Annotated in this window: 14 protein-coding genes and 2 tRNA genes; 7 read left to right on the top strand and 9 right to left on the bottom strand. The window is 49.2% G+C overall.

All coding sequences use genetic code 11. From position 1 onward, the window contains the following. Positions 1 to 200 precede the first annotated feature (200 nt). The 8 genes from BZG77_RS10130 to hemA all read right to left on the bottom strand — a co-directional run bounded on the left by BZG77_RS10130 (position 201) and on the right by hemA (position 9,385). A complete protein-coding gene (locus BZG77_RS10130) occupies positions 201 to 1,547 on the bottom strand; it encodes a Na+/H+ antiporter NhaC family protein (protein WP_077647149.1) in 1,347 nt (448 codons plus the stop codon). A 158-nt stretch (positions 1,548 to 1,705) separates the two neighbouring features. After that, entirely contained in the window at positions 1,706 to 4,111 is a 2,406-nt protein-coding gene (locus BZG77_RS10125; RefSeq protein WP_077647148.1) for a patatin-like phospholipase family protein, read from the bottom strand. Beyond that, the gene (gene kdsA / locus BZG77_RS10120; protein WP_077647147.1) at positions 4,071 to 4,922 is read right to left on the bottom strand and encodes a 3-deoxy-8-phosphooctulonate synthase; all 852 of its coding nucleotides are present in this window, start codon (positions 4,920 to 4,922) and stop codon (positions 4,071 to 4,073) included. The genes BZG77_RS10125 and kdsA overlap by 41 nt, the downstream gene beginning before the upstream one ends. A gap of 31 nt (positions 4,923 to 4,953) precedes the next feature. Then, positions 4,954 to 5,763 carry a SirB1 family protein gene (locus BZG77_RS10115; RefSeq protein WP_077647146.1) on the bottom strand — a complete coding sequence of 270 codons (810 nt, stop codon included), beginning with the start codon at positions 5,761 to 5,763 and terminating at the stop codon, positions 4,954 to 4,956. A 2-nt stretch (positions 5,764 to 5,765) separates the two neighbouring features. Further along, positions 5,766 to 6,149, bottom strand: coding sequence for a SirB2 family protein (locus tag BZG77_RS10110; RefSeq protein WP_077647161.1), 384 nt, complete (start codon positions 6,147 to 6,149; stop codon positions 5,766 to 5,768). A gap of 31 nt (positions 6,150 to 6,180) precedes the next feature. After that, entirely contained in the window at positions 6,181 to 7,026 is an 846-nt protein-coding gene (gene prmC / locus BZG77_RS10105; protein WP_077575926.1) for a peptide chain release factor N(5)-glutamine methyltransferase, read from the bottom strand. Beyond that, on the bottom strand, positions 7,026 to 8,114 hold the full coding sequence (gene prfA, locus BZG77_RS10100; protein ID WP_077575927.1) for a peptide chain release factor 1: 1,089 nt from the start codon (positions 8,112 to 8,114) through the stop codon (positions 7,026 to 7,028). The genes prmC and prfA overlap by 1 nt, the downstream gene beginning before the upstream one ends. Before the next feature lie 11 nt (positions 8,115 to 8,125). Then, on the bottom strand, positions 8,126 to 9,385 hold the full coding sequence (hemA, locus tag BZG77_RS10095; RefSeq protein ID WP_077647145.1) for a glutamyl-tRNA reductase: 1,260 nt from the start codon (positions 9,383 to 9,385) through the stop codon (positions 8,126 to 8,128). A gap of 385 nt (positions 9,386 to 9,770) precedes the next feature. Between hemA and lolB the strand changes: the two genes are divergently transcribed. From lolB to BZG77_RS10060, 7 genes are all read left to right on the top strand, one after another. Further along, on the top strand, positions 9,771 to 10,337 hold the full coding sequence (lolB, locus tag BZG77_RS10090; RefSeq protein WP_158011435.1) for a lipoprotein insertase outer membrane protein LolB: 567 nt from the start codon (positions 9,771 to 9,773) through the stop codon (positions 10,335 to 10,337). After that, the gene (gene ispE / locus BZG77_RS10085) at positions 10,330 to 11,187 is read left to right on the top strand and encodes a 4-(cytidine 5'-diphospho)-2-C-methyl-D-erythritol kinase (protein WP_077647143.1); all 858 of its coding nucleotides are present in this window, start codon (positions 10,330 to 10,332) and stop codon (positions 11,185 to 11,187) included. Before lolB ends, ispE begins: the two co-directional genes overlap by 8 nt. 32 nt (positions 11,188 to 11,219) lie before the next feature. Next, positions 11,220 to 12,167, top strand: coding sequence for a ribose-phosphate pyrophosphokinase (locus BZG77_RS10080; protein WP_025673291.1), 948 nt, complete (start codon positions 11,220 to 11,222; stop codon positions 12,165 to 12,167). 174 nt (positions 12,168 to 12,341) lie between these two features. Beyond that, positions 12,342 to 12,932 carry an aminoacyl-tRNA hydrolase gene (gene pth, locus BZG77_RS10075; RefSeq protein WP_077460058.1) on the top strand — a complete coding sequence of 197 codons (591 nt, stop codon included), beginning with the start codon at positions 12,342 to 12,344 and terminating at the stop codon, positions 12,930 to 12,932. Between the two features lie 24 nt (positions 12,933 to 12,956). Continuing rightward, positions 12,957 to 14,048 carry a redox-regulated ATPase YchF gene (gene ychF, locus BZG77_RS10070; protein ID WP_077647142.1) on the top strand — a complete coding sequence of 364 codons (1,092 nt, stop codon included), beginning with the start codon at positions 12,957 to 12,959 and terminating at the stop codon, positions 14,046 to 14,048. Between the two features lie 264 nt (positions 14,049 to 14,312). Beyond that, positions 14,313 to 14,389, top strand: a tRNA-Met gene (locus BZG77_RS10065). A gap of 54 nt (positions 14,390 to 14,443) precedes the next feature. Continuing rightward, a tRNA-Gln gene (locus BZG77_RS10060) sits at positions 14,444 to 14,518 on the top strand. 40 nt (positions 14,519 to 14,558) lie between these two features. Here the strand turns inward: BZG77_RS10060 and BZG77_RS10055 are convergent. Beyond that, on the bottom strand, positions 14,559 to 15,719 hold the full coding sequence (locus BZG77_RS10055) for a 2-octaprenyl-3-methyl-6-methoxy-1,4-benzoquinol hydroxylase (protein ID WP_077647141.1): 1,161 nt from the start codon (positions 15,717 to 15,719) through the stop codon (positions 14,559 to 14,561). Positions 15,720 to 15,877 lie beyond the last annotated feature (158 nt).

Raw genomic sequence — 15,877 nt, 5'->3', positions numbered from 1 at the left:
GTCTAAAAGAATTGTTGCTACAGCGCTGAGCCATTTCATATTTTTGTTGCAATGATCACTATACGATATCCAAAATTACTGACTTTGGTGATCGGGGCAAAATTTCTAGAGCCAAGACTCTAAGCCATTACATTACGACGCAGCCTTTGCTTATCGAATGAGACAAGCGAAGACGGCGCCGTGGTTTTATTCAATGGCGGTTACGCGCGGCGCGCTTGCCTCCAGTGCCGACTGCTGACAGCAATTAAGGCAGACGCGGCTAAAAAGAAACAGTAGTAAGAATGGCTGACAATCACTAAAGGAGACAGCCCAAAGCTTGCGCCGACTAACAGGATTTGTGCGCCATAAGGGATCAAGCCCTGCACCACGCATGAAAAGATATCCAACAAGCTCGCACTTCGCTTAGCCGGTACCGAATGCTCAGTCGCAATGTTTTTAGCGACTTGGCCCGATACGACAATGGCCACGGTATTATTGGCGGTACACAAGTTGGCGAAAGACACTAACAGGGCGATGCCAAACTCGCTCGCACGAGAATGATGCTGACCTTGGTTTTTCTGAAAACGGGCAATCATTTTATTCACCGTTTGAGTCAGAAAGCTCAATCCCCCCTGGCTACGCATTAACTCAGCAATACCACCAATCATTAACGAGAGTACGAAGATTTCTTGCATGCTGGCAAAGCCGTCTTTGACCTCCTGGCTAAAGGTCATCAAGGTAAAGTCAGGCGTACTCATCAGACCCACGCCCATCGCCAGCAAAATACCTGAAGTCAGGACAACAAACACGTTTAGTCCCGCCAGTGCCAATACAATGATCGAAAGGTAAGGCACAACCGCCAGATAGTTAATGCTCTCAGGTGCCTCAACTGGCGCACTTTGATTATTGAATACAAACAAAATAATCGCAGCGATGGCAGCAGGAATGGCAATGCCAACGTTCTCTTTAAACTTGTCACGCATGCTACAGCCTTGTGAGCGCGTGGCCGCGATTGTGGTATCAGAGATAAACGATAAGTTATCGCCAAACATCGCGCCGCTCAGCAATACACCTGCCATGACAGCGGGCGATTGACCGGTTGCAGTGGCCATGTTCAATGCAAAAGGTGCAAGCGCGGCAATGGTGCCCATCGAGGTGCCCATTGCAGTGGAAATAAACGCCGCAATCACAAACAAGCCCGGCAGAATAAGGCTTTCGGGGATCAGCGCTAACCCGAGATTAACCGTGGCTTCCACGCCCCCGGTTGCATCTGCCACCGAAGAAAACGCACCAGCCAGCAAATAGATTAAACACATGGCAATAATATCACCATGTCCCATGCCACGAATGAGCTGCTCAATGGCCGTATTCAGGCGCTCACGGCTTAGGCCAATGGCCAAGATTACCGCGGGTAAAATCGCGACGTGTGCAGGCAATTGATAAAAGGCGTAGTCGACGCCTTCTAAGGTAAAATACACGCCCGATCCAATAAAAAGGATTAAAAATAAAATCAGGGGAAGCAGTGCAAGCGCAGAAGGCTTCGGTGTGGTGTTTGCTGATGTTGTCATGGCAGTTTTGTTATACCTCTTATAAAACTGTCAACAAGATTACAGCCCTCTAGCCGTCCAGTCAACAAATAGACGTCTAAACATCCATATAAAAGAACACTTCACATGACATCGCTGAAGGAGGCTCTCATCTCCGATAACAGTTACGCTTCGTAAGCTTAAAAAGACGCACCAACTGTGAAGTAAAACTGCTGATCTCCATGACTTGTTTTTCCGAATGCAATCGCAGCCGGGCCGACCGGTGTTTCGATACCAACAAAAGCACTCCCCGCGTGGATCAGTGGCGCATCCCATACTTCTACATCATTGTCTGACCATACACCGCCATACTCCCACGAAGCCCCAAGATAAACAGGCGTGGAAAACAAACCAAAATCATTTTCGAACCAAGTGTACCGATAATTGATCATACTCAGTAGTTTGTTTTGCCCTACTTGCTCATCTTTAGGTAACCCGGAGAGATTTAAAAAACCACCGATACTTTTCAGCTCTATCGGCGTGGTGGCATTATCGCTTTCTAAAGATTCATACAATAATTTATACACCGCTGTATGTTTTTTAAAGCTGTGTGCCATACGCCCATCAAGAGTAATATCTTTCACCGCATCAAACGTTTGCCGATTCTGTTGCTGTATACTATCCTGCGAAAAAAATATTTCCGCATCAAGATACATACCGGAAGAGGGAAAGGTGTAGCTATCTAGTGTATCAATTCGATAGTTGGCAAATACCCCATACCTTTCATAATGTATATCTTTTTTACCTACATAGCTCGGAAGGTTAATTCCTCCATCAATAAATCGCCCCCCTAACTCTATATTTTTATCCCTGCTAAAATGAGCACCTAAAGAAAAATCCCAGCGCCAGCGTGAAATATCAACAGGGATGTATTCATAAACTTCACTGATACCATATTGACTCATGATTTCATCAGAAGATATATTCCTTTTTTGAGTCTCATAATAACCACCAGCCCTTGTATAAATAGATGGCATCAAAGTAATAGGCCATTCAAACTGTGAGTCAATACGCGTATCAGAGCCTAACTCCATGTTGAATTTAACATTTGCTCTCGGATCTGAGAATGGAGCGGACACACTCGACACCCCTAACATATATTTGTTATTAAGAGAGAAATCATCTTCAAAAAATATGTTAAAATTAACGTAGTTAGGGCCCCATGCTTTTTCTTCAACCGTATAGCTGGCGAGTACATCATCTTGGCGTTCAACTAATCGATAATCAACACTAGAAAACCGATCGAGTGCATAAAGGTTTTCTACATTCTCTTCAATATTTCTTATTGTTTCAGATGCATGCTTATCGGGCATAATCAAAGATTTAATAACATCATCATTGTATCGAGTTTGATTATGCACTTCATAGGCGTAAGCCTTGTCTTCTAGCCCGTAGTTTAGTCGCTTACTCTTGTCTTCGATGCTTAATTTATATTGCTCGAATTCTTTTTCGGTAATGGAAAAACGGGCCAAAGCATCCTTGTTTTGTTGGGTTATTAGTATTCCTTTATCATACGCCTCCTCCATACGATAAAACTCGTTTGTTTCCATATCACCTATGTCTGGACGTAGAACAATATCATGTTCACTCATGGCCTCACGCTGTTCTTTTGTCGATTGCCTCACTAAATAGTTAGTGAGCTGACTGGCAACATTAATATAGGATTTAAGTTCATCTTTACTCGCATAGTCCGTACTAATGTCAACGGCTATAATAATGTCTGCGCCTAAGTCTTTTGCAACATTGACAGGGAGATTGTTAATAACTCCACCATCGACTAATAGCCTATCTTGGTAAAAAAAAGGAGGAAGCACACCCGGTACTGCCATGCTAGCCATCATGGCATCAGCCATATGACCGTGTTTCAGTATAACGGGCTCAAAGCTGACAATATCAGTCGCCACCGCACGATATGGGATAGGTAGTTGATCAAAATGCTCAAGTCTGTGGAGATGATTGGTCGACTGACGTAATATTTCACGTAACCGATGCCCTTGTAGTATGCCAGCAGACGCACTAAAACCTGACCCATCTAAGCCGAGGTTTGGGTTAATATTAAACCGGTCATAATATGCTTTATCTTGATTGAATCGCTGGTAGCGTTCTACCTTATCTCTATACCCCTTTGACCAATCTATACCTAATACTTTTGCTTTTAGCTGATCCAGCGGTAAGCCCATCGCATAAAGCCCACCTACGTATGCGCCCATACTCGTTCCAGTGACGATATCTACGGGGACACGCAGTTGTTCTAATGCCTCAAGAACCCCAACATGTGCCGCACCTTTTGCCCCGCCGCCACCTAAGACTAAAGCGATTTTAGGCCTTGGCTCACTTACTGTATCTTGAGCCCAGACCATAGTGCTACCAAGTAGGTACAGCAGAGATAAAAGTACATACCTTCGTATTGTTGTTCTGTACATTACGCGAAAAGTGCCACAGTCCATTGCGTTGTATCTAGCCCTTGTTCTATGCAAAAAACGCTGCCCATTGGCAGCGTCTTCGTTAGCGAATATCGATATCTTCAAAGCTTTTAATGACGTCATCCAGGGCTTTCATTTGCGCGAGGAAAGGCTCGAGTTTATTCAGCGGCAGGGCTGAGGGGCCATCACAACGGGCATTATCTGGGTCTGGGTGCGCTTCGATAAACAAGCCAGCAATTTTAGTGCCTAGACCTGCACGTGCTAAATCAACGGTTTGCTGACGACGGCCGCCGGATGCAGCGCCTTGCGGATCGCGACACTGGAGCGCATGGGTCACATCAAAAATAATTGGGCTACCGTTTGAGGCTTTTTTCATCACATCAAAACCCAGCATATCAACGACCAGGTTATCGTAACCATGGCAGCTACCACGCTCACACAAAATCACCTTCTCGTTGCCGCACTCAGCAAATTTATCAACAATGTTGCCCACTTGCCCCGGGCTCATAAATTGAGGCTTTTTCACGTTAATCACCGCATCAGTTTTGGCCATGGTTTCGACCAAATCGGTCTGGCGAGCCAAAAACGCCGGTAACTGAATCACGTCGGCGACTTCCGCCACGGGCGCAGCTTGGTATTGCTCATGAATATCGGTGATTACTTTGACACCAAAGGTACGCTTGAGCTCTTCAAAAATCTTTAACCCTTCTTCCATCCCTGGGCCACGGTAAGAGTGCACCGAGGAGCGATTCGCCTTATCAAACGATGCTTTAAAGACGTAAGGAATGCCAAGTTTGTCAGTCACTTTGACGTAATGCTCACAAATTTGCATCGCTAAATCACGTGACTCCAGCACATTCATGCCAGCAAACAAGGTGAACGGGCGATCATTCGCAACAGGTGTATCGCCAATATGGACGGTTTTTTGCGTCATAGGGGTATCCTTTATCATGCGTTAACACGCATTAATGTAACGTCGGTTGCTCTTCGTTAAGCGCTTTCACTTGCATTTTTAACAGCTCAGCGGCCGGATCGTCCGGGCACTGCTCAATAAAATATTCATAGTCGGTCGCCGCTACGCGATCGCAATCCAACTGCTGAAAAATATAACCACGATCACGAATTTCGTAAGGATCGTCTGGGCTAAAGGTCAACGCAAGCTCACTACAACGCAGTGCCAGGGCGTACTTTTCTTCGCGTAATAAAGCACTTTTGGCCACCGTCAGCCAACGACCAATAATGGTTGGATTGTCGCTCGGCAATAAGTGTGAATCTTCAAGCTCCGCCAGCGGCCCTTGGCTCCCTTTTAACCAGCCGCGTAAAGTACGTTGGCTCACACGTTCGCCATTGAAGGGGTTAATAAACACAGGAGCGTTATCCAGTTGATCAATTCTCAACACTAATTGACTAGGAAAAGCGATGGGTTGAACGGGTAAAGATAAGCGCTCACAGAGGTATAAAAACACTGCCCCCAGTGAAGCGGGGATCCCGGTTTTACGCGCTAAGACTTTATCCAAAAAGACATTATCGGAAGAAAAGTACTGCTCGATATCGCCTTTAAACTGCCATTGGCGATAAAAAAGACGGCATAATCCCTCAAGACGCAGCGCCATATCGGGCTCGGCGCCGAGCTGATGCTCCGCTTCATCCGCGAGACGATCGAGAGAGGCCTTCACTTGATGAGCGTCGATCGACGCGTCAATGGCATGGTTGAGGCTGATAGCCCCTTCTGCCAGTGTTAGCGAATCTAATTGTTGATCGGTTAATGGCATCATATTTATCCCATTAGGTGTGGAACTTTAATCAGTGCTAAGTTAGCGGCGGCATAGGCCCACCCTAATGCACCAAAAAACGCCAGTGTCCGGAACAGTTCGCCGCGGCTGTAGTGTAAAGCAACAAAGCCTAATGCAATGTAGGCCAGTACACAGGTCAGCTTTTCGGTTAACCACGCACCAGACTCTGTAAACGGTATAAAGCCGGTGACAAAAATCAATGCGACACCGGTGGTCAATAACAAGGTGTCGACCACGTGCGGCGTGACCTTGACCCATTTTTTGTTCATCATCTCGCTATCACGCATCACCCAGACGAAACGGATCACGAATAAAGAGAGGCTTAATACCACGGTCAGTAAGTGGGTGTGCTTGAGGGCCATGTAGATCATAATGATTCCTGCTTCCTGTCAGTCTCAATTAACGTCGCTGTGCCAAGGTGATTCTATCGAGCCCAGCGTAATCTTGTTGGGTTTGGAGATTGTGCCAACCCGCTTCTTTCCATACACGACGCACCGCTTCTCCCTGGTTGTAGCCGTGTTCGACCATCAACCAGCCAGAGGCGGCTAAGTAATCGGGGGCGGATTGACCAATATAACGAATATCTGCCAACCCACTGTCTTCAGCCACCAGCGCACTCATGGGCTCAAAACGAACATCCCCTTGTTGCAGATGCGGATCCGTCTCATCGATGTAAGGCGGATTACTGACAATCAGATCAAACCGATGCATGTCGCTTAACGCCTTAAACCAGTCACTTTGAATAAAGTGGACGTTGTTAATTTGATGCGCATCCGCGTTTCGGCTTGCCAGCATCACTGCTTCTGGCATCAAATCAACGCCCACAACGGTGATATCGGGGCGCTCACTGGCAATAGCTAATGCCACCGCTCCCGTGCCGGTGCCTAAGTCTAACACCCGACAAGGGGTCGCTGGCAGAAGCGCTAACGCCTGTTCTACCAAGAGTTCGGTTTCTGGACGCGGGATCAACGTCGCTGGCGATACATTCAGTCTCAGGGTCCAAAAGTCACGGTAGCCGAGAATGTATGCAATCGGCTCTCCTTGCAGTCGGCGGGCAAACAGCTGACGAAATTGCGCCAGTTGTGCCGCGGTGAGTTTGCGCTCGGGCCAGGTGTAGAGATAGCTGGTAGGTTGCGCTAACACATGGCAGAGCAAGGCTTTGACATCAATGCCCGCTGAGCCACCGGATAATGCGGTGAGCTCAGTGGTGCTATCGGCCAGCAACGCGCCTATCGTGACTGTCATTATGGATGCTCAGACAAGGCCGCTAATTGATCCGCTTGATGCTCTTGAATCACAGGATCCACCAAGCTATCGAGATCCCCTTGCATCACATCGTCTAAACGATACAAGGTTAAGTTAATGCGATGATCGGAGACGCGACCTTGCGGATAGTTATAAGTCCGAATCCGATCGGAACGATCGCCCGAGCCAAGCAGGTTACGACGGGTTGAGGCTTCCTCGGCAGCGCGTTTTTCTTCTTCCGCTTTAATCAAACGTGCTGCCAGTACTGACATGGCTTTGGCGCGGTTTTTATGTTGTGAACGCTCATCTTGGCATTCCACCACAGTGCCGGTCGGCAAGTGAGTAATGCGAATCGCAGAGTCCGTGGTGTTGACGTGCTGCCCGCCCGCTCCTGAGGCTCGGAAGGTGTCAACTTTCAAGTCGGCCGGATTAATTTCAGGGGCTTCCGTTTCTGGCACTTCAGGCAAAATCGCCACAGTACACGCTGACGTATGGACGCGACCTTGCGACTCGGTGGCAGGTACGCGTTGTACACGGTGACCGCCGGATTCAAATTTCAGCACACCGTAGGCGCCTTCGCCAGCCACACGTGCAATGACTTCTTTAAAGCCGCCGTGCTCTCCTCCACTGGCACTGATCATTTCCAGCTTCCAACCGCGTTGCTCGGCATAACGGCTATACATGCGGAACAAGTCACCCGCAAAAATCCCGGCTTCGTCGCCACCGGCCCCAGCACGGATTTCCAAAAAGCAGTTACGGTCATCGTTCGGGTCTTTCGGCAACAATAAGATTTGCAGCTGATCGGTCAACGCAACAATGCTTTGCTCGGCTTGCGCGACTTCTTCTTGCGCCATCTCGCGCATGTCAGGATCATCTTCGTTGGCCATTTCTTGCGCTGCCGCGAGGTCTTCTTTGGCTTGCTTAAACGCCGTAAAACATTTGATCACTTCTTCCAGCTGCGCGTACTCTTTCGACAGCGCACGAAATTTGTTCTGCTCACTAATGATTTCAGGCGTTCCGAGCAGGTGTTGTACTTCCTCGTAGCGCTCCGCCAGCGATTCTAGCTTCGCTAATATTGATGCTTTCATAAATCTCTTCGTTAGTTGTCGCTGTCCAGCCCCAAGCACGTACGCATCACGGCCAGTTTATCGGGCTCACCATTTTGGGCAGCCTGCTGCATCGCTTGTGTAGGAGGGTGGATCAGTTTATTGGTCAGGCGGTTACTAAGCTGGCGTAATACGCTTTCTGCGTCAGCCCCATTGGCAAGGGCTTGAATACTCTGCGCCAGCTCCGCCTGTTTAATGTGTTCGGACTGTGTCCGGTATTGCTTGATGCTATCTACCGCTTCGCGTGAACGTAACCAGCGCATAAAGTCGGCGCTTTCTTCGGTGACAATGGCTTCTGCTTGGATCGCGGCCAACTTTCGTTGTTCTCGATTGTGCTCTACGATGGATTGTAAGTCATCCACACTGTACAAATAAGCATCCGATAAGTTGCCCACTTTCTCGTCTATGTCTCGTGGTACCGCGATATCGATTAACAGCATGGGTTGGTGGCGTCGCTGTTTCAAGGCTTTTTCAACCATCGCTTTTTCAATCAAAGGCATGGGCGCCGCCGTTGAACTGATCACGATATCGGCGTGGCAAAGCTGCTCGGGTAACGCGTCTAAGCCAATCACTTTGGCATCAAACTGTTCAGCTAAACATTGAGCGCGCGATTGCGTACGGTTCGCAAAGATAATTTGGCTGCATTGATGCTCATGCAAATGTCTCGCAACCAGTTCAATCGTTTCTCCCGCGCCAACCAACAATGTGGTGACGTCCGCTAAGGATTCAAAAATCTGGCGGGCCAACGTACAGGCCGCAAATGCAACAGATACCGCGTTGCCACCAATTTCGGTCTCGGTTCGTACCCGTTTTGCCACCGCAAAGGTTTTGTGGAACAATTTTTCCAACGAGCCGGAAATCATATCGGCATCACTGGCACTCGCGTACGCTTGTTTAACTTGACCTAATATCTGCGGCTCACCCAACACCAAAGAATCTAATCCACAGGCAACACGCATCAGATGCTTCACCGCAGATTGTTCCTCGTGATAATAAATGCTTGTCATCAAACTTTCGCCACTGAGTTGATGAAAGCGTGTGAGCCATTCAACCAAGATCCCGACACCAGGTTGATTTAACTCGGCGTAGATTTCGGTGCGATTGCAGGTTGAGACAATCACACAGCTGCGCACCTGCGGATGCTCGGAAAGCTGCCCTAACGCCTGCTCCAGTTGTTGCGGCGAAAAGGCGACCTTTTCCCGCAGCTCGACGGGGGCCGTTTTGTGATTGATTCCGAGAACTAACAGGCTCATGAAGCGTTGTTACCGACAGCACCAGTAAGGATAGGAGCGGGGGATTTTACTTGATGCCCCCCGTGAATTAAAGCGAACATTGTATCGCAGTATTTTCGTGGTGCGGAAATGTGAAGCCTCACGAGATTGATGACAGACTGGCCAACAACAACTATACCCATTCTTTCCTCCCGCACGGCTAAGTACCTAACTGACTTCTCTCACCTCGGCGCTTATGGCAAAGTAATGCCAAATGCTGATCACTGTCTGTTGACGTTATAAAAGGATACTCGCTTTCATGTTCTCCTGTATACGTACTGTTTTCTATTGTATACGCGCTGGTTTCTCTTTTATGCGCACTGGCTTCCCTGGTATACGCGCTGGTTTCTCTTGTATACGAGTCAGTATGTTGACGGTCGTCTTTGCGGTGCTCTCTGGCTGTGCAACGGCGCCGGCTCCTACCACAGAATGGCAAACGCATCGCGCATCGCTTGAGACAATAGATAGTTATACCGCACGCGGTAAGGTGGCTTTTATCGCACCAGATACGCGCTTTTCTGCCAACCTTTACTGGCGCCATTCTCCGACTGAATCGACACTGCGGCTAACGAATTTTTTGGGAACCACCCTGTTGTCTCTAACCATGAATGCGCAAGGTGCGACCTTGGTTGATGATCAGGGCAAGCAATATCAAGACCCTAATCCAGCCCGTTTGATCGCCTATTTGACCGGCGCCCATTTACCCGTTGATGCGCTTGCCCCTTGGTTGATTGGCCTACCACGCGCACAAGACCGCTTCTCACTCGGCCCCGATAACCGCTTGGCCGCCCTCGACGACACACAAGGTTGGGATATCGATTATCAAGACTACAGCGCCGAGACCCAGCCTGCGCTTCCAACTCGAATCACGCTCAGTAACGACCAGCAAACGATCAAACTGATGATTTCTACTTGGACACTCGATAATGACTGAAACAACCTACTGGCCAGCGCCAGCGAAACTTAACTTATTTCTTTATATCAATGGACGCCAAGCCAATGGTTACCACGAACTGCAAACCTTGTTTCAGTTTTTAGATCACGGCGACACCTTGGCTATTACGCCCAATCACAGCGGCACGATCAACCTTAGCCCCGCCATTGACGGCGTCGATGAGGAAGACAATCTGATTATCAAAGCCGCCAAGGCGCTGCAAAATCATACCGGATGCTCACAAGGCGCAGATATTCATCTGGAAAAACATTTGCCCATGGGCGGCGGGCTGGGCGGAGGCTCATCAGATGCAGCCACGACCTTGGTGGCGTTGAATCATTTATGGCAAACCCAGGTGAGCCAGACTAAACTAGCGGACATTGGCCTAGGCTTGGGGGCTGACGTGCCTATTTTCATTCACGGTCATGCGGCGTTGGCGGAAGGCGTTGGCGAAAAATTGACGTCTGTATGCCCTGATGAGAAATATTACTTGGTGGTTAAGCCTGACGTGTCTATTTCCACCGCTGCAATTTTTACACATCCAGATTTGCAAAGAAGTACGCCAAAGCGCACAGTTTCTGAGCTAATGACACAAAAACACGAAAACGATTGCGAAAAGATAGCCCGTAAACAATTCCCCGAGGTTGATAAGGCTGTTTCGTGGCTGCTAGAATATGCGCCGTCTAGGATGACTGGGACAGGCGCGTGCGTGTTTGCCGAGTTTGACACCGCACATGATGCCCAGAAAACACTCGACACTATGCCTAACTGGCTGACAGGGTTTGTTGCACGAGGGTTGAACCGATCGCCCCTACTCGATGCGCTACAGCAACACACTGTGAGCCAGTGACTATTAAATGGATGCAACCCGAGGTTTCCACCGTGCCTGATATGAAGCTGTTCGCTGGTAACGCGACACCCGTTCTCGCTCAACGTATCGCAAACCGTCTTTACATGTCACTGGGTGACGCCACTGTTGGCCGTTTTTCTGACGGTGAAGTGTGTGTTCAGATTAACGAGAACGTGCGCGGTAGTGACGTGTTCGTCATCCAATCTACCTGTGCACCGACCAATGACAACTTAATGGAATTGGTCGTGATGATAGATGCGTTCCGACGTGCGTCGGCTGGCCGCATAACCGCAGTTATCCCCTACTTTGGTTATGCCCGTCAAGACCGCCGCGTACGCTCCTCCCGTGTTCCTATCACCGCAAAAGTTATTGCAGATTTCCTTTCTAACGTTGGCGTTGACCGCGTACTCACTGTGGACCTCCACGCAGAACAAATCCAAGGCTTTTTCGACGTCCCTGTTGATAATATCTTCGGTACCCCTGTGCTGCTTGAAGACATGCTGGCGAAAAATTTAGAAGATCCTGTGGTTGTTTCTCCTGATATTGGCGGCGTTGTGCGAGCGCGTGCGACGGCCAAACTATTGGATGACACCGACATTGCCATCATTGATAAGCGCCGTCCGCGTGCTAACGTGTCGCAAGTCATGCACTTGATTGGCGACGTTGAAGGGCGAGACTGCATCATTGTTGATGACATGATTGATACCGGTGGCACTCTGTGTAAAGCCGCCGAAGCCCTGAAGAACCGTGGCGCTAAGCGTGTATTCGCCTATGCAACGCACCCGGTATTCTCGGGGGATGCAGCGAAGAATATCGCTGAGTCTGTCATTGATGAAATTGTGGTCACTGACTCCACACCATTGAGCGCCGAAATTCAAGCAACCGGGCGAGTGTCTCAATTGACACTGTCGGGCATGCTGGCAGAAGCGATTCGCCGTATCAGTAATGAAGAGTCGATCTCTGCAATGTTTAATTCTTAACGCATTGTCATAGACCGACAAGAAACACCCTGCCCTTGTGCGGGGTGTTTTTTTATTGCCCATTTTGAATGGCTGACTCGATCCTTTAGCCATATCAATGGTAGGATATGGCGCCTTTTTGCGTGGGCTCGATGCTCACCGGCTACGATAAGTAGATAGATAGCGAGAAACGTCGTGAGTAATCAAATCCGCTTACTAGTGGGATTGGCCAATCCAGGCCCTGAATACAGCCAAACGCGCCATAATGCCGGTGCTTGGGTCGTTCAGGAGCTAGCACGTATTCACAACGTGCCGCTAAAAGAAGAGAAAAAGTTCTTCGGCTTAACCGGCCGTATCAATGTACATGGACACGATCTCCGTGTGTTGATCCCGACCACGTACATGAACTTGTCGGGTAAAGCGGTGCAAGCCATGGCCAACTTTTACAATATTCCCGTCGACGCCATCATGGTGGCGCATGACGAGCTAGACTTACCACCCGGTGTGGCCAAGTTTAAGCAAGGTGGTGGACACGGTGGCCATAATGGCCTGCGTGATACCATTAGCAAACTTGCAAATGACAAATCGTTTTATCGGCTTCGGATAGGCATCGGTCATCCGGGTCACAAGGATAAGGTAGCGGGATACGTGCTTACCAAAGCCCCCGCTAATGAGCAGAGCCTGCTAGAGCAGGCCACTGACGAGGCAGTACGCAGCCTCGAGATCCTGCTCAAAGATGATCTCGCCAAGGCGCAAAATCGTCTACATACCTTCAAAGCACAGTAATTTTGATTAAAGGGTTACCATCTCATGGGTTTTAAATGTGGCATCGTGGGTCTACCAAACGTAGGCAAATCCACTCTGTTTAATGCACTGACCAAGGCCGGCATTGATGCGGCTAACTTTCCATTTTGTACGATTGAACCCAATACGGGCGTGGTCCCTGTTCCTGATCTACGCTTGGATGCGCTGGCGAAAATTGTCAATCCACAGAAAGTGCTCCCCACCACGATGGAGTTCGTTGACATCGCCGGCTTAGTTGCCGGCGCATCGCGCGGTGAAGGTTTAGGGAACAAGTTCCTAGCGAACATCCGTGAAACCGATGCGATTGGTCATGTGGTACGTTGCTTTGAGAATGACAATATCGTTCACGTGGCTGGTAAAGTGGATCCGGCTGATGATATCGACGTGATTAACACCGAGCTTGCGCTGGCTGATCTTGAAAGCTGTGAGCGTGCGATGCAGCGCAACGCCAAAAAAGCCAAAGGTGGCGATAAAGATGCCAAATTTGAGCTCACCGTGCTTGAAAAACTGCTCCCTGTCCTAGAAGAAGGCAAGATGTTGCGCTCGGTCGAACTGAGCAAAGAAGAAGCCGCAGCAGTACAATACCTTAACTTTTTGACGCTTAAGCCGACCATGTACATTGCCAACGTCAATGATGATGGTTTTGAAAACAACCCGTACCTCGACAAAGTGCGTGAAATTGCCGCTAAAGAAGACGCAACCGTGGTGGCCGTGTGTGCGGAAATCGAAGGCGAGATTGCCGAGCTAGATGCCGAAGAAGCGGCGGCTTTCTTAGATGAGATGGGCCTTGAAGAGCCAGGCCTAAACCGCGTGATTCGCGCCGGTTACGAGCTACTCACTCTGCACACCTATTTTACCGCAGGCGTGAAAGAAGTACGTGCTTGGACAGTGCCGATTGGCTCGACCGCGCCACAGGCGGCGGGTAAAATCCACACCGACTTTGAAAAAGGCTTTATTCGTGCCGAAGTGGTTGGCTATGATGATTATATCGCTAACAATGGTGAAAACGGCGCCAAAGATGCCGGTAAATGGCGCTTGGAAGGGAAAGAATATATCGTTAAAGATGGCGATGTGATCCACTTCCGTTTCAACGTTTAATACGCACATACGTTATGCTTTAGGGTGCGTTGTCGAGACCCCATCCTATTGATATTTAGACCAGCCTCCGGGCTGGTTTTTTTATTCCCATCATTCAACGTTCTCCGCCACCTACTCGGTAGGCTTTGCCGTTAAATTGTTCAAAATGGCGATTATTGCAGCCAATGAATGCAAAATCGCAAAAAAAACAATAACCAGACCTTGACGACTTTCGCCCGGATCCGCATAATTCGCAGCGTCTTAAGGCACTATGCCTGACAGAGTGGCTACGTAGCTCAGTTGGTTAGAGCACATCACTCATAATGATGGGGTCACAGGTTCGAATCCCGTCGTAGCCACCATTTATTTTTGTAATTCGGCATGATGTTTAAATGGCCGGGTTAGGTAACACCTACTGGGGTATCGCCAAGCGGTAAGGCAACGGGTTTTGATCTCGTCATTCCCAGGTTCGAATCCTGGTACCCCAGCCATATTAAAAAGCCCACACCATGTGGGCTTTTTTGCGTTTATCTACAAGCCTAACGCATACTTCAATACATGTTTTTTCACCGGGCCGCTGTGTTCAGCCAGTTTAAACACCGCATTACGTGCCAGTTTTAAAGGCGTGATTCGGTTACTAAACGCGGCATAAAACACATCCATCCCGGTTTGCATCATCATGTTATCCGTACGGCGTGCTTTTTCGTACGCCGCTAACGTTGACTCTGCTTGCCATTGTGCGCCTGCATCGGCACAGGCATCCAGCAACGCGCTCACGTCTTTGAAGCCTAAGTTCACCCCTTGCCCCGCGAGCGGGTTAATGGTGTGGGCGGCATCACCAATCACTGCTACCCCATTGCGATGGTACTGCTGGGCATGACGACGCGTTAGCGGAAATGCGCCCCAGTTGATGGGGGTGACATCACCCACTTGTGGTGGGAAATGGCTCACTATCTCGGCTTTAAGCTGCTCAGCATTGAGCTGACACAACTGTTGAACTCGCGCCGGGCTGTCATACCACACTAATGAGGCATTGTTGCCGCACAATGGCAGTAATGACCGCGGCCCTGAGGGAAAGAATTGCTGCCAGGTAATATCTTGTTGGGGCGCGGCCGTTTCGACATGAATTAACATGCAATGCTGACGATAATCCCAGCTGGTAAGACCGATTTGCGCGTAATCTCGCACTTTCGAGTGGGCACCGTCGGCACCAATCAACCAGGGCGCTTCTAGTGTTTCGCCACTGTCTAATTGGAGTTGATGCAGACCGCCCGCCTGCGCCATACCCGTGATCGAGGCCGGTGAGACAAGGTGCAAATTGTCAAAACGAGCAAACTGTTGCCACAAGCCGAGTTGAATCAAGCGGTTCTCGACCATATACCCTAACTGTGGTAATTCGAGTTGGTCGGCACTGAAACACACACGGCTGTCTTCTGCTTCCCAGGTTTCTAATCGTCGATAGGGACAGACTCGCATGGCTTCAATGTCGGCCCATGCGCCTAAGTCTTGAAGCAAACTGACAGACGCATGAGATATCGCAGACACCCGTAAATCCATCGGTTGTGACGCATGGAAAGGATCCGGTTCTTGGCGTTCTATCAATGCCACCTGCCGACCTTGGCGGGCAAGTCCTAATGCGGCAGCGGCACCGACCATGCCACCGCCGACAATAATAATTTCAAATTGATTCATGACTGTCTCTTTGTCCCGTTAATGCCAGCATTCTACTGAAGGTAAACGAGAATTCGATATCAATCCGATCAAAGTGGGGGCTAATTCGCTTTTCCGATCTCGTTTTGCGGCGTCGGCTCAATCACTTAACCAGATTGACACGATTTCTCCCAGCCTGT

Origin of the sequence: Salinivibrio sp. IB643 (genome assembly GCF_001996105.1) — a bacterium.
Taxonomy (GTDB): domain Bacteria; phylum Pseudomonadota; class Gammaproteobacteria; order Enterobacterales; family Vibrionaceae; genus Salinivibrio; species Salinivibrio costicola.
The sequence above is the reverse complement of the archived record's forward strand: the minus strand, read 5'-3'. Positions and strand labels throughout refer to the sequence as shown.